Genomic DNA, 12,666 nt, shown 5'->3' with positions numbered 1-12,666 from the left:
TGCGGCAGCCCCTTGTCGTTCCACTGCCGTCCCGCTAACGCCTCCACCGCACGAGTTTCCTTCGTCCCCTCCCCCCTTCCGCTCGACCCGCCACCCCCGGTTCACCCGGCCAACCCCCGGGCGCCATACGGACCTCACCCGGGGCGATCACCATCCCGGCCATGACCTCCGCCTCGCGCGTGCTCCGCGCCGCGTCCGCCGCCCTGCATCCGCGCGTCCTCCGGCGCCCGGCCGCCGTCGTCCTCCCTCTGTCCGCCGCGCTCGCCCTGACCGCCGCCGCGTGGCCGGCCCAGGGGGCGTCCACGCCGCACGGCGGCACCGCCGCCGAGCCGGCCGGCTCGGGCGCCCGGGTGGTGTCCACCTCGACGCTGCCCGACCTCCCGCTGGCGGCGTTCAGCAACCGGCTGCTGCCGGGCAGCGTCGCGGACGACCGCGGGATCGACCTGGGCGGCATCGGCAGCGACCTGTACCCGGCCGAGCGGCCCGGCGAGTACTGGACCGTCACCGACCGCGGCCCCAACGGCCAGACAGCGGTGGGCAAGGAGAAGCGGCGCACCTTCCCCGTACCGGGCTTCGACCCGGCGATCGTGAAGATCCGGGCCGTCGGCGACACCGTCGAGGTGCTCAAGGCCTTCCCGCTCACCACCTCGTCCGGCAGGCCGGTGACCGGCCTGCCGAACCAGCCCGGCCACGACGAGGCCCCGTACACCTACGACGCCGCCACACCGCTGGCCTACGACCCGAACGGCCTGGACACCGAGGGCCTGGTGCGCGACCGCGACGGCAGCTTCTGGCTGGTGGACGAGTACGGGCCCTCGCTCGTGCACGTCTCGCCGCGCGGCCGGGTGCTCGAACGGCACGTGCCCAAGGGGCTCGGCCTCGAGGGAGCCGACTACCCGGTGATCGAGTCGCTGCCGGCGATCTTCCGCCAGCGGAAGATCAACCGCGGCTTCGAGGGTCTCGCCCTGCTGCCGAACGGCGATCTGGTGATGGCGCTGCAGAGCCCGCTGCCGAACCCCGACAAGAACAGCGGCGAGGAGTCCCGCACCACCCGCCTGCTGCGCTTCTCGCCCCGCAGGGAAGCGGTCACCGCCGAGTACGCGTACCGCTTCGACCCGGTCGGCGAGGTCGAGCCGGGCCAGACCAGGACCTCGGAGCTGAAGATCTCCGCGCTGGTCGCGCTGGGCGGCGACCGCCTCCTCGTACAGGAGCGCACCGACAAGGCCGCCCGCCTCTACGAGATCCGGCTGCGACGCGGCTCGGACATCCTGGGCTCGGCCTGGGACTCCGCCGCCACGAGCCCGTCTCTGGAGCAGCTGGCGGACCCCGCGGGCGCGGCGGTCCCGTTGGCGGCCAAGCGTCTCGTGGTCGACCTGGGCAGGGTCGAGGGCGTCCCGGGCAAGATCGAGGGCGTGGCGGTCGAGGGCTCCCGGACCCTGGTGCTGCTCAACGACAACGACTTCGGGATGACCGACGGCAGCGGCGCGTTCGACGTGAACGGCCGGCTCGTCGACAGCGGCGTCGAGACGCGGCTCGTCCGCGTCCGCCTCGACCGCCCGGTGCGCTGACACCCGCCCGTCCGGGGCTCGCACGAGGCGCGGCACGCGCGGCGGCCGAACGACCGGGCGCGTATCGAGCCGTGATCCATGTGCGGGCCCCCACGAGGACCACGCGGTGATCACGACTCGATGTGCCCTTCGGTGACGTGCCGAGGTGCCGAACGCCAAGGGTGGGCAGGGGTCGGGTCAACGGTCGACCAGCCGTGGGCGCGGGGCCTCACCCGTGGGTTCCGCGTCGGTGTCGTCGGTGCCGACCGGGCCGCGGGGAAGCATCCGGTCCAGCCACTTCGGCAGCCACCAGTTGGTCCGGCCGAGGAGTGTCATGGTCGCCGGTACCAGCACCATGCGGACGACCGTGGAGTCGATGAAGATCGCGGTGGCCAGGCCGAGCCCGAACATCTTGGCGGAGGGGTCCTCGGCGACGGCGAAGGACAGGAAGACCGCCACCATGATGAGGGCGGCCGAGGTGATGACCCGGGCGGCGCCCGAGACACCCTCGACGATCGCCGTGCCGTTGTCGCCGGTGCGCAGGTACTCCTCGCGTACCCGGGAGAGGAGGAACACCTCGTAGTCCATCGACAGGCCGAAGAGGATGGCGAAGAGGAACATCGGGATGAACGACACGATCGGAACCGTCGCTTCCAGCCCGATGAGTGCGCCTCCCCAGCCCCACTGGAAGACCGCGACCATGATGCCGTAGGACGCGCCGATGCTCAGCAGGTTCAGCAGTACCGCCTTGAGCGGTACGAGTACCGAGCGGAAGACCAGCATCAGCAGCAGGAACGACATCGCGAGCACGGCGGCGACGAACACCGGCAGGCGTTGGCTGGTGCGTCGCCCCACATCGGACAGGCTCGCGGCGGCGCCGCCGACGTGGGCCCTGGCCGGGCCGTGCCCGATCGCCGCGGGCAGCACGCCGGTGCGCAGCCGGGCGATGGTGTCGGCCGTGGCCTTGTCCTGAGGACTGGTGGTCGGGAACACCACCAGGGTCGCGATGCCGGTGGCCCGGTCGATGTGCGCCGGCGCGACGGAGGCGATGCCCGGATCCGCCGCGACCGTCGCGACGAGTCGGTCCAGCACTCCCGGATCGCCGGCGGGGTCCGCGGCGATGACGAGGGGACCGTTGGTGCCCGGACCGAACCCCTCGGCGACGAGGTCGTAGGCCCGGCGCTCGGTACGGCTGTGGGGCAGTGAGCCGTCGTCGGGCAGGCCGACGCGCAGGCCGAGCACGGGCAGCGTCGCGGTCAGCAGCAGCCCAGCCGCGCCGACCGCGTACGGCACCGGGTGCCGGCCGACGTGCCCGATCCAGCGACGCCACCCGGCGGCGTGGGCGGCGCCTGCCGCCGGGTCCCGCCGCCGTGCGAGTCGGCCCGGCTTCCTGGCCTGCAGAGCCCGGCCGATCCGGCCGGCCCGGGCCAGGCGTGGGCCGGCGGCGCCGAGGAAGGCCGGCAGCAGCGTCACCGACGCGACCACCATGATCAGAACGACGATCGAGACGGCGAGCCCGCCCACCGTCATGAACGGTACGTTCGCGACCGCCAGGCCGAGGATCGATACGACGACGGTGCCGCCGGCGAAGACCACGGGCCGCCCCGCCGTGGCCACCGCCAGCCCCGCCGCCTCGCGGGGATCGAGCCCGCGCGCGAGGTACTCCCGGTGCCTGGCGAGCACGAACAGCGCGTAGTCGATGCCCACTCCGAGCCCGACCATGCTGCCCAGGACGGGGGCGAAGGCCGGGACGTCCGTCACCCCCGCCAGTACCGTCATCGTGGCGACCCCGACGGTGAGTCCGAAGACCGCCATGCCGATCGGCAGCGCGGCGGCGACGAGCGAACCGAACGCCAGGAACAGGATGGCGGCCGCGGCGAGGAGGCCGATCAGCTCGCTCGCGCCGCCGTCGGGGTCGGAGAAGGCATAGAAGAGGCTCCCGCCCATCTCGATGCGCAGGGGCAGTTCGGCGCGCAGCCGGTCGCCGAGGTCGACGAGGGCGCCGAGGTCTTCGGCCGACAGCCGGCTCTGGTCGGGGTACTGCACCCGGACGACCGCGATCCGCCCGTCGGCCGAGACGAGGCCGCCGCGCACGGCGGTGTCCCCGCCCGCGCCGAGCGCCCCCGCCGGGTCGCTCGTGCCGAGCACGTGCGGCAGCCGCCCCACCTCGGTCCGCAGCCGGGCGAGAGCGGTGCGAGCGCCGTCGTCGTCGAAGAACGTCGCACCGCCGTCGCGGGGGGTCACGACCACTTGGGCGGTCATCCCCTCCTGGCCGGTGCCGGCCCGCTCGATCAGTTCCGCGGCCCGCTCGGAGTCCAGTCCCGGAGCGGTCATCGAGTCCGCGGTCCGCCCGCCGAAGGCGACGGCGGCGAGGACGGCGAGCGTGGCGGCGACCAGCCATGCCGCGATCACCCGCCAGGGATGGCGGGCGGCGCTTGCGCCCAGGCTCGTCAGGGCTTTCGAGAGCATCGGTTCCTCCAACCACCTCGGCGGCCGTCCTTGTACGGCCGCCGATGCCGAGGCTCGTCGCCACGGCGCTCCAACGGCATCGGCCCGCGGGCCGCGGATCCGTCGGCCCCGGGGCGGAGTGACGACCCGTCCTTTCGGCCGATGCGCGGCACGCCACGGTCCCTAGGCTGGTAACCGTGCTCCGAGACGACCTGCGAACCCTGTGGACCGAACCCCGGCCGCCCGACGCGCCGGCCCGGGTGCGTCGGGACTGGGCGCTGCTCGCCGCGGGCCTTACCGGTGTGGCGCTGGAGGCCACCCTGCGCGAGAACGTCGTGTGGCGGCCGGTGGCGGTGGTGTTCGCCGCGTGGCTGTGCCTGCTGCCCCTGTGGCGCCGGACCCGCCCGCTGGCGATGGTGACGCTGGCGTTCGGCTCGGTGATCCTGCTTCCGGTGGCCTCGCTCGTCGCCGCACCGCGCGAGCCCGTCGGCCTGTACACCAACGCGGTCGTGCTCGTGCTGGTGTACGCGCTGCCCCGGTGGGGATCGGGACGCGAGATCGTGCTGGGCGGCGCGGTGATCCTCGCGGTCGGCGCGCTGTGCGTCGTCACGGACGGGACCCCGTTCGTCGAAAGGGCCGTGGGCTACGTCTTCCTGCTGGTGCCCGGCGTGGTCGGGGCTGCGGTGCGGTTCCGGGTGACCGCTCGCGAACGGCAGTTGGACCAGGTGCGCTCCCGCGAGCGCGAGCAGCTCGCCCGGGAACTGCACGACACGGTGGCCCACCACGTGTCGGCCATGGTGATCATCGCCCAGGCGGGCCGGGTGCTCGCGGGCACCGACCCGTCCGCCGCCGTCGAGGCGCTGGAGGGGGTCGAGGAGGAAGGGGCGCGCACGCTGGAGGAGATGCGCGCCATGGTCGCCGCGCTGCGCGACCGCGGGGTCGGCGCCGAGCTGGCGCCCCCTGCCGGAGTCGCGGATCTGGAGCGCCTGGTGCGCACCCCGGGTGGTCGCCTGCGGGTCGACCTGGGGCTCGACGGCGAACTGGACGCGCTGCCCCCGGCCGTGGACGCGGCCGTCTACCGGATCGTGCAGGAGTCGGTGACCAACGCGCTGCGCCACGCGGTCGACGCGACCGAGCTCGTCGTCCGGGTCGCCGCGGAACGGCACGAGGTACGGGTGAGCGTGCGCGACAACGGCCGGCGCACCGGCCGGGGTCGCGACGGATACGGACTTACCGGACTGCGCGAGCGCGCGACCCTGCTCGGCGGCACACTACGAGCCGGCCCGGGTACCGACCGGGGCTGGCACGTCGAGGCCGAACTGCCGAGAGCGAGGAACGAGAGCGGTGTCCATTCGCGTCCTCGTCGCTGACGACCAGACGATCATCCGCACCGGGTTGCGGATCATGCTGAACGCCCAGCCGGGCATCGAGGTGGTCGGCGAGGCCGCCGACGGGCGGGAAGCGGTACGTCTGGCACGCGAACTACGCCCCGACGTCTGCCTTTTCGACATCCGCATGCCCGTACTCGACGGGCTCGAGGCCACCCGGCTCGTCGCCGGCCCGGGCGTCGCCGACCCGCTGGCCGTGGTCGTCATCACCACGTTCGACCTCGACGAGTACGTCTACGGCTCGCTGCGTGCCGGCGCCCGCGGATTCCTCCTCAAGGACACGGGACCGGACCTTCTGGCGCAGGCCGTACGGTCGGCGGCCGACGGTGAGGCGCTCATCGCGCCCAGCGTCACCGTCCGTCTGCTCCGGGCGTTCGCGGACCTGCCCGCCGGGCGGCCCGTGGTCCAGCCGGTCTCCCCCGTCACCGCCCGCGAGGAGCAGGTGCTCCTCGCCGTCGCTCGCGGGCTGACCAACACCGAGATCGCCGATGCGATGCACATCAGCCTCAGTACGGTGAAGACGCATCTGGCCAGCCTGATGGCCAAACTCGGCGCCCGGAACCGGGTCGAGATCGCGATGTGGGCCTACGAAACGCGCCGTATCCTCCCCGGAACGTGAGCCGGATGCCGGGCCATGTCCCCACGACGCTCGTGATCAGGACACCTGGGCACCCCGCGTGCCGCGCACCGCGGCCACCGTGGTGGCGAGTTCGGGGTCGGCGCCGAGGGAGTCCAGGGCGCCGGAGAGCACCTCGGCGTAGGTGGCCCGGGCGTCGGCGTAGCGATTGCGGCCGGCGTCGGTGATCACCGCGTAGACGCCGCGCTTGTCCGAGGGGCAGTTGTCCTTGTAGGCGTAACCGGCACCCTTGAGCCGGTCGACGAGCCGGGTCACCGAGGACTGGCCGAGACCGATCCGGTCGGCGAGCTCCTGCATGCGCAGTTCGTGCTCGGGCGAGGCGGAGAGGTTCTCCAGGGCGCGGTATTCCGAGAGCCCGATGCCGTGCCGTCGCTGCAGGGCGGTGGCGAGTTCCCGCTCCACGCGCGCGTGCAGGGCGAGCACACGGTCCCATGCGGCCCGGTCGTTCATCGGCCTCTCCTCTCGGGGGTTTGACAGCAGGTTATATGCCCGTGCAAGCTTCTGGAGCGACAGGTACTTGCACGTACAAGCAATCAAATGGGGGTTTGATTCCGATGTCCACAGAAGCGAAGGCCACGACATCCGGGACGGATGCGGTCGGTACGGCGGGCGGGGCAGGTACGGCGGGGGCGGCAGGTAGGGCGGGCGCCGCGGAGACACTCGCCGCTCCCGTCACACCGGCGGAGCCCGCTCCGCCCGCCACGTCCGCCACGTCCACCGGGTCCTCCGCGTCCGCCGCGTCCACCGCGTCCACCGCGTCCACCGCGTCCGCCGAAGAGGCACGGAAGAAGCAGAACGTCGGCTGGACCTGGCTGCTCTTCTCGTCCCTCTTCGAGATCACCTTCGCGCTCTCCACCGAGGCAACCCACGCCTTCACCCGACTCGGCCCCTCGCTGCTCACCGCCGTGGCCGCCGCCTTCGGCATCTACGGCCTCTCCCAGGCCCTGAAGTACGTGGACGTCGGCGTCGGCTACACCGTCTGGGCGGGCATCGGCGGCGTCGGAACCGTCATCTTCGGCACCCTCATCTACGACGAGCCGATGACCGTGTGGAAGGTCGTCGCCTTCGTCCTGATCATCGGTGGTGGCACGGCCCTGCGCGTCACGGACCGAATCGCCGCCGCGAAGTCCGCGACCTGAGGGGCACTCCCCCGGCCCGCCGACCGCGAGCCGACCCGGCCCGCCCGGCCCGGCCCGCTCAGCTGCGCCCCGCACAGCCCCGCCCGCTCAGCTGCGCCCCGCACAGCCCCGCCCGCTCGACTCGGGACCGTCCGGCGCGCCACGTCCCGACCGACCCCGACCGACCGCCACCGACCCCGATCAGCCCCGACCAGCCCCGACCAGCCCCGACCAGGAGAGAGTCACTGCCATGACCTGGGTGTTCCTCGGCATCGCCATCGTCTTCGAGATCCTCTTCGCCCTCGGCACCAACGCGACCCAGGGCTTCACCCGCCTGTGGCCCAGCGTGCTGACCCTGATCGCCGCCGCCGGCGGCATCTACACCCTGTCCCGCGCCCTGCTCGACCTCGACGTGTCGGTGGGCTACACCCTCTGGACCGGCATCGGCGGGGTCGGCACCGTCGTCTTCGGCTCGATCCTCTTCAAGGAGAAGCTCACCCTCGCCCGCCTGCTGTCCTTCGCGTCCATCATCAGCGGCGCGATCATCCTGCGAGTCACCTCCGTCTGAGGTCGCCACCGCAGGCCTCACGCCCGGCCCCCGCTCCCGGACCCCCACTCCCCGCTCTCGACGAACCCATAATCGCTTGCCAGTTGGCGAGGGCCGTGTATGCAATGTCCGGCATCGCCACACGGGACGGGAGACGCCCACACCATGCCTACGCCACCCTCGCCCGCCGCCGCACCACGGACCGACCGAACGCCGGTCCGGGTCGGCGCCCTCGTCCCGCTGAGCCGCCCCGGCTGGGTCGAGGCCGGCCGGCATCTGCTCGCCGGACTGGAACTGGCCGTTCGCGAGACCAACGAGGGTGGCGGGATCGGCGGAAGGCCGGTCGAGCTGGCCGTCCGGGACACCGCGGCCGATCCGGAGCGGGCCGCGGCGGCCGTGGACGAGCTGGCGGACCGGGGCGTGGTCGCCCTGGTGGGCGAGTACCACAGCGTCGTCGCCCGCGCCGCCGCCACCCGGGCCGACGCGCTCGGCCTGCCGTTCCTGTGCTCGTCGGCCGTTCTCGACGCACTGACCGACGGACCCACGGAGCGGGTCGCGCGCCTGGCCCCACCGCAGTCCCGCGGCTGGCGGACCTACGCGGACTTCCTGCTCGACGCGGGCCACAGCCGGATCGCCGTGGCGACCCAGCCGAGTGTCTACTGGGCCTCCGGGGCCCGCGTCCTGCGGGACCACCTCGCCGCGCGCGGGGGTTGCGTCGTGGAGCTCGACACGCGCGAACTCTCCCCCACGGCCCTGTGCGACGCGCTCGTCGCCCGTCGCGCGACGGCCCTCCTTCTCCTCGTCGGCCACCCCGAGCCGGCCGTACCGATCGTCGAAGCCGTCCGCCGGGACCGACGCCTGACCGAGGTCCTGATCGGCGCTCCCGCCGGGCAGCCGGAGTTCGCCGAGTGGGCTGCCCTGCTCGGCGCCGACGGCGCCGGTATCCCGTTCCTGCGCTATCTGCCGGAGCGGCTCGGCCCGCTGGGCGTGCGCGTCGGCGCGGCCCTCCGCCGGCAACTGGACGTCGCACCCTCCTTCGTCGCCTTCGAGGGCTACGACACGGGCATCACGCTCGCCGAGGCCCTGCGCCGCCACGGCGTCGACCGGGTGAGCCTGGCCGAGTCCTGGCCGGAGATCGCCGTCGAGGGCACCCGCGGGCGCATCCGGTTCTCCCGTACGCCCGGCATCGACGTGTGGCAGTGGGTGGGAGCTCCGCTCCAGGTCGTCGACCGGGATCCGGCCGCACCGGAGCACTTCCGGGTCCTCCGCTCCGCCTGAGGCAGGAACGGCCCCGGCCTGAGATGACGCTCGCCGCACAAGGGAGGCCGGAGCCGGTGCTGCTTGCCCCGGGCCGCTCACGACAGCTGCCGAATCCCGCCCGGGGGTTCAACTCAGCTGGTCGCGCACGAGATCAAGGAATGCCTGTCGGCTCGGATGTATGTGCGCCCAGACCTTCTCGTCCTGCGGATCCCCCGGGTCTTCGGGGCCCTTTCTGATCACCTCCTGTACTGCCCAGGCGAGGCTGCGTGCCGCTTCGCTGACCTCCGGCGCGCACAGTACGTGGATCGTCTTCTGCGTCACCCACACCCTGTCAAGGACCTGCCGTTCCCTGGCCTGCCACTGCTCGTCGGCCAGGTTGTGGTGATGCCGGTCCACCGCGACTCGTTCTGCTTCCTGCACCGCAGACAGAAATGCGATGAGGTGAGTGAGACGCTCGTTACGGCGCGCCTCGGCAAGCTCACGAGCACTGCGGCGCGCCTCGCCGCGTTCCAGGGCGTGTCCTGCAGAGCGCTGGGTCAGTATCGACATGAGCCCGCCGAGCAGGACGCCGATGAGCGGCGCAAGCGTTGTCCACACAACGTCAGACTATGACATCGATGGCATGGACATGCGGCCGGGGTTCGGGCAATTCCGGGCCGGACAGGGACACGCGGACGGCAAGGTCGTCGCCGCCTTCGACAGCGGCGGGCAGCGGACGGCGGAAGACCTGAGATCTTCCCGATTTTCCAGCCCATCACACGGTCCCTGATCGCCTACGACCACTGATCACTTCGGAACGACTCGTCTAGGCTTCGGTCGCCGCGGCCTCGGCCAGCAGTCGGGCGAGTTCGCGGGGCCGGGTGGTCATCGGCCAGTGGCCCGAGTCGAGGTCGACGTAGTCGAGGTGGGCGACCCGGGCGAGCTCGGGGCTCTCCCCGTCGTCGATCCACTCCTTCGCCTGGGCGGGGCTGAACTCCGGACACACCAGCAGCACCGGAACGTCGAAGCGGCGCTCGTCGGTGAGTCGCACCGTCCCGCGGGCCACGGTCTCCGGGACGGGGACGGCGGCGGACGCGAAGCGCTCCCGGGCCGCCTGGTCCAGGTCGTCGGCGTCCGGTCCCTCGAAGGGTCCCCAGCCCGGGAAGGGCATGAAGCCGTCCTCGATCGCGAAGGCGTCGGCGTAGGCGCGCCCGTCGGGGGCGGGGAAGCCGCCGACGAGGGCCACCTTGGCCACCTTCTCCGGCCGGGCGTCGGCGGCCAGCCAGGCCAGGCTGCAGGCGGCGGAATGCCCCACCACGAGCGGCTTGCCGGGCGCCGCGTCGACGGCGGCGAGCACCGCCGCCAGCTGGTCGTCGAGCGTGGCCGAGCCGTTCCCGTCCCCCTGGCCGGGGAGGTGGACCGGCACGGGCCGGTGGCCGAGCGCGGTGAGCTCGGGCACGACCTCGTCCCAGGCCGTTCCGTCGAGCCACATGCCGGCGATGAGCAGGATGTCCACGGGCGTTCCTCCCGGAGGATGTGCGGTCGGGTGACCGTCGAAACGCTACCGGGAGGGTCTGACAACGCCTCAGCGCCGGGCGCCGGCCGCCTTCGCCGCGGTGACGAAGTCCCTGATCAGGGCGTGGTCCTTGACACCGGGTGCGGACTCGACGCCGCTGGAGACGTCGACCCCCCAGGGGCGGGCCCGGTCGACGGCCTCGGCGACGTTGCCGGGGGCGAGGCCGCCGGCGAGGAGCCACGTCCCTTCCGGGCGGGCCGTGTCGAGGAGGGAGAGGTCCCAGCGGGCGCCGGAGCCGGCGCGGGGCGAGTCGAGGAGCAGGACCTCTTCGCCGTAGGCGCCGACCCGGGTGTCGGGGCGCTCCTTGAGCGAGGTGGCCCGCCACAGCCGGGGGAAGACGCGCGCGGCCGCCGTGAAGTCGTCGGCGTCGTAGCGGCCGTGCAGCTGGAGGGCGTCGACGTCGAGCTCGCGGGCGAGTGCGGCGGCGTCCGCGGCGGGGGTGTCGTTGACGACGAGGACGGACAGGACGTGCGCGGGTGTGTGGGCGCGCGCGTGGGCGGCGAGGCGCACGGCGGTGTCCCGGTCGAGGCCGCGGACGCTGCTCCCGCTGATGACGAGCCCGATCGCGTCGGCGCCGGCTTCGGCGGCCACGTCGATGTCGGCGGGCGTGGCGAGCCCGCACACCTTGACGAACACTGTCCCTCCTCCGCTGGTTCCGCCCGATCCTATGCCGCCCGTACGGGCCTGACGGCCGGCCCCGGGGCGCCCGGCGGCAGATCACGGCCTCGCGGGCGATCCGGGACAGCTTGCAGGGGTCGCGGACGGCGTAGGGCCCGGTGACCCGGCCGTCGTCGAGGCGCACGGCGAGCACGGTGTCGATCGCGGTTACGCCTCCCCGGCCTCACGCCCCCCCGGCCTCACGCGCCCCCTGCGTCACGCGCCCCCGGCCTCCTCCCGGTACTCCTCGGCCGGCTCGTCCAGGGCGGAGTCGGCGGCGTACGGGTGGACGTAGCGGTCCGTGCCGAAGGGCGTGAACCAGCTGCCGAAGCCGAGCGGCGCGGTGTCCTCGTCGGTGCCCTGGTGCGGCCGGTCGAGGACGTGGATGCGGAAGCGCTCCAGGGCGGCGGCGACCTCTTCGTCCAGGAGGCCGTAGAGGTCGAGGGCCACGTGGGCCTGCTCCACCAGGAACCGCAGGACGAGCTCGTCGGCGAGGCAGCCGAGCCGGCGGAAACTGCCGTCGGTGAAGCGGGTGGTGAGGGCGACGGCGGTCACCAGGAAACGGCGGGCGAAGAGTTCGTCGTAGCGGTCGGCGTGCCGGGCGGGCAGCCGGTCGAGGTGCCAGAGGTGGCCCTCGCATGCGGCCACGTCGGTGTCCTCCTCGGCGAGGGCCTGGACGTCGTCGCAGAGCTCGTCGATGAGGACCTCGGCGGCGTGGACGAGGGCTCCGGCGGCCAGCCGTGCGGTGTCGGGGCCGGTGCCGAAGACGGCGGGGTCGAAGGAGCGCAGGGCCGGGGCCATGGCCAGGATCTCGGCCTCGGGGTCGGGGGTCTCCTCGACGACGTCGGGGAGGGCCGCGCCGCCGTCCCCGCCGTCGGTGCCGGGCGTTCCGGCGGGCGGGGCGGTGTGCCGGGCCCGGCGGACCGCGGGATCGCTGGGCGGGGCGTCGGGCCCGTCGGCGGCCTCCAGGCTCTCGCGGGCGCGGTCGGTGTGGAGTCTGACCTCGCTGCTCACCACCACCCAGGCGGCCAGTTGGTCGGTCCGGTCGAGTATCTCCTGGGTCACGGCACCCACCGCGTCCTCGGCGGCCTCCAGAGAGGGCGCGGCCACGCTCACGGTGAGCAGGAGGCCGCGCGGGTGGCCGGCGACGTCGACGTCGAAGACGTCCACCTCGACCCCGTCGGGCCCCTCGGCGCCGGCCACGGAGCCGAAGCCGCGTTCGAGCAGGACGACGGCGCCGACCCGGCCCAGTTCGTCGAGGTCGGGGGCGCCGTCCGGTATGCAGGTTTCCACGGTCACGACGTAGGTCACGACGGAGAGCGTGCCAGGCTCGCCGCGACGGTTCGAGCCGATCGGCGAATCCGGGACGGCCGGACGGCCCCGCGCGGGCCAGGATGGCAGGAACCCGTCCTAGCGACCGGCCGGTTCGACGCGCGGACGTGGCCCGCCCGTGGACGCCGACCGGCCCGGGACCACGGCCCACGGCGTCGGGCCGCCCGTGGACGGCGA

12 protein-coding genes are annotated in these 12,666 nt (G+C 73.4%); 6 read left to right on the top strand and 6 right to left on the bottom strand.

The features are described from left to right. The first annotated feature begins 161 nt into the window (after nt 1-161). Nucleotides 162-1,568 (top strand): esterase-like activity of phytase family protein, encoded by a 1,407-nt coding sequence (locus ACIRQF_RS33135; RefSeq protein WP_404098020.1) that lies wholly within the window; start codon nt 162-164, stop codon nt 1,566-1,568. 177 nt (nt 1,569-1,745) lie between these two features. Here ACIRQF_RS33135 and ACIRQF_RS33130 read toward each other — a convergent pair whose 3' ends face one another. Further along, on the bottom strand, nt 1,746-4,016 hold the full coding sequence (locus ACIRQF_RS33130; protein ID WP_404098017.1) for an MMPL family transporter: 2,271 nt from the start codon (nt 4,014-4,016) through the stop codon (nt 1,746-1,748). Between the two features lie 176 nt (nt 4,017-4,192). Between ACIRQF_RS33130 and ACIRQF_RS33125 the strand changes: the two genes are divergently transcribed. Both ACIRQF_RS33125 and ACIRQF_RS33120 read left to right on the top strand, forming a co-directional pair. Then, nucleotides 4,193-5,365: a sensor histidine kinase gene (locus tag ACIRQF_RS33125; RefSeq protein ID WP_404098014.1), complete on the top strand. Its 1,173-nt coding sequence runs from the start codon at nt 4,193-4,195 to the stop codon at nt 5,363-5,365. Continuing rightward, entirely contained in the window at nt 5,340-6,002 is a 663-nt protein-coding gene (locus ACIRQF_RS33120) for a response regulator (protein ID WP_404098011.1), read from the top strand. The genes ACIRQF_RS33125 and ACIRQF_RS33120 overlap by 26 nt, the downstream gene beginning before the upstream one ends. 36 nt (nt 6,003-6,038) lie before the next feature. On the opposite strand, the gene ACIRQF_RS33115 is transcribed toward ACIRQF_RS33120, so the two are convergent. Further along, nucleotides 6,039-6,470, bottom strand: coding sequence for a MarR family winged helix-turn-helix transcriptional regulator (locus tag ACIRQF_RS33115; RefSeq protein ID WP_382480805.1), 432 nt, complete (start codon nt 6,468-6,470; stop codon nt 6,039-6,041). Nucleotides 6,471-6,574: 104 nt separating this feature from the next. Between ACIRQF_RS33115 and ACIRQF_RS33110 the strand changes: the two genes are divergently transcribed. The 3 genes from ACIRQF_RS33110 to ACIRQF_RS33100 all read left to right on the top strand — a co-directional run bounded on the left by ACIRQF_RS33110 (nt 6,575) and on the right by ACIRQF_RS33100 (nt 8,963). Beyond that, a complete protein-coding gene (locus ACIRQF_RS33110; protein WP_404098008.1) occupies nt 6,575-7,159 on the top strand; it encodes a DMT family transporter in 585 nt (194 codons plus the stop codon). A gap of 229 nt (nt 7,160-7,388) precedes the next feature. Continuing rightward, nucleotides 7,389-7,706 carry a DMT family transporter gene (locus ACIRQF_RS33105; RefSeq protein WP_376633676.1) on the top strand — a complete coding sequence of 106 codons (318 nt, stop codon included), beginning with the start codon at nt 7,389-7,391 and terminating at the stop codon, nt 7,704-7,706. Between the two features lie 144 nt (nt 7,707-7,850). After that, complete coding sequence (locus tag ACIRQF_RS33100) at nt 7,851-8,963, top strand: ABC transporter substrate-binding protein (RefSeq protein WP_404098004.1); 1,113 nt, start codon at nt 7,851-7,853, stop codon at nt 8,961-8,963. Nucleotides 8,964-9,071: 108 nt separating this feature from the next. On the opposite strand, the gene ACIRQF_RS33095 is transcribed toward ACIRQF_RS33100, so the two are convergent. From ACIRQF_RS33095 to ACIRQF_RS33080, 4 genes are all read right to left on the bottom strand, one after another. Beyond that, nucleotides 9,072-9,542, bottom strand: coding sequence for a hypothetical protein (locus ACIRQF_RS33095; protein WP_404098002.1), 471 nt, complete (start codon nt 9,540-9,542; stop codon nt 9,072-9,074). A 208-nt stretch (nt 9,543-9,750) separates the two neighbouring features. Continuing rightward, entirely contained in the window at nt 9,751-10,440 is a 690-nt protein-coding gene (locus ACIRQF_RS33090; protein WP_404097999.1) for an alpha/beta fold hydrolase, read from the bottom strand. Nucleotides 10,441-10,509: 69 nt separating this feature from the next. Next, nucleotides 10,510-11,136 (bottom strand): phosphoribosylanthranilate isomerase, encoded by a 627-nt coding sequence (locus ACIRQF_RS33085; RefSeq protein ID WP_404097997.1) that lies wholly within the window; start codon nt 11,134-11,136, stop codon nt 10,510-10,512. A gap of 237 nt (nt 11,137-11,373) precedes the next feature. Next, complete coding sequence (locus ACIRQF_RS33080) at nt 11,374-12,468, bottom strand: hypothetical protein (protein WP_404097994.1); 1,095 nt, start codon at nt 12,466-12,468, stop codon at nt 11,374-11,376. Nucleotides 12,469-12,666 lie beyond the last annotated feature (198 nt).

The sequence above is a fragment of the Streptomyces sp. NPDC101191 genome, from assembly GCF_044767915.1.
Classification (GTDB): domain Bacteria; phylum Actinomycetota; class Actinomycetes; order Streptomycetales; family Streptomycetaceae; genus Streptomyces.
Note: the sequence above shows the minus strand (reverse complement) of the source record. Positions and strands in the feature narration are given on the sequence as shown.

Coding starts and splice junctions, on each gene's coding strand:
- ACIRQF_RS33130 (WP_404098017.1), bottom strand. CDS start 4,016: ATGCTCTCGAAAGCCCTGACGAGCCTGGGCGCAAGCGCCGCCCGCCAT.
- ACIRQF_RS33105 (WP_376633676.1), top strand. CDS start 7,389: ATGACCTGGGTGTTCCTCGGCATCGCCATCGTCTTCGAGATCCTCTTC.
- ACIRQF_RS33100 (WP_404098004.1), top strand. CDS start 7,851: ATGCCTACGCCACCCTCGCCCGCCGCCGCACCACGGACCGACCGAACG.
- ACIRQF_RS33115 (WP_382480805.1), bottom strand. CDS start 6,470: ATGAACGACCGGGCCGCATGGGACCGTGTGCTCGCCCTGCACGCGCGC.
- ACIRQF_RS33110 (WP_404098008.1), top strand. CDS start 6,575: ATGTCCACAGAAGCGAAGGCCACGACATCCGGGACGGATGCGGTCGGT.
- ACIRQF_RS33135 (WP_404098020.1), top strand. CDS start 162: ATGACCTCCGCCTCGCGCGTGCTCCGCGCCGCGTCCGCCGCCCTGCAT.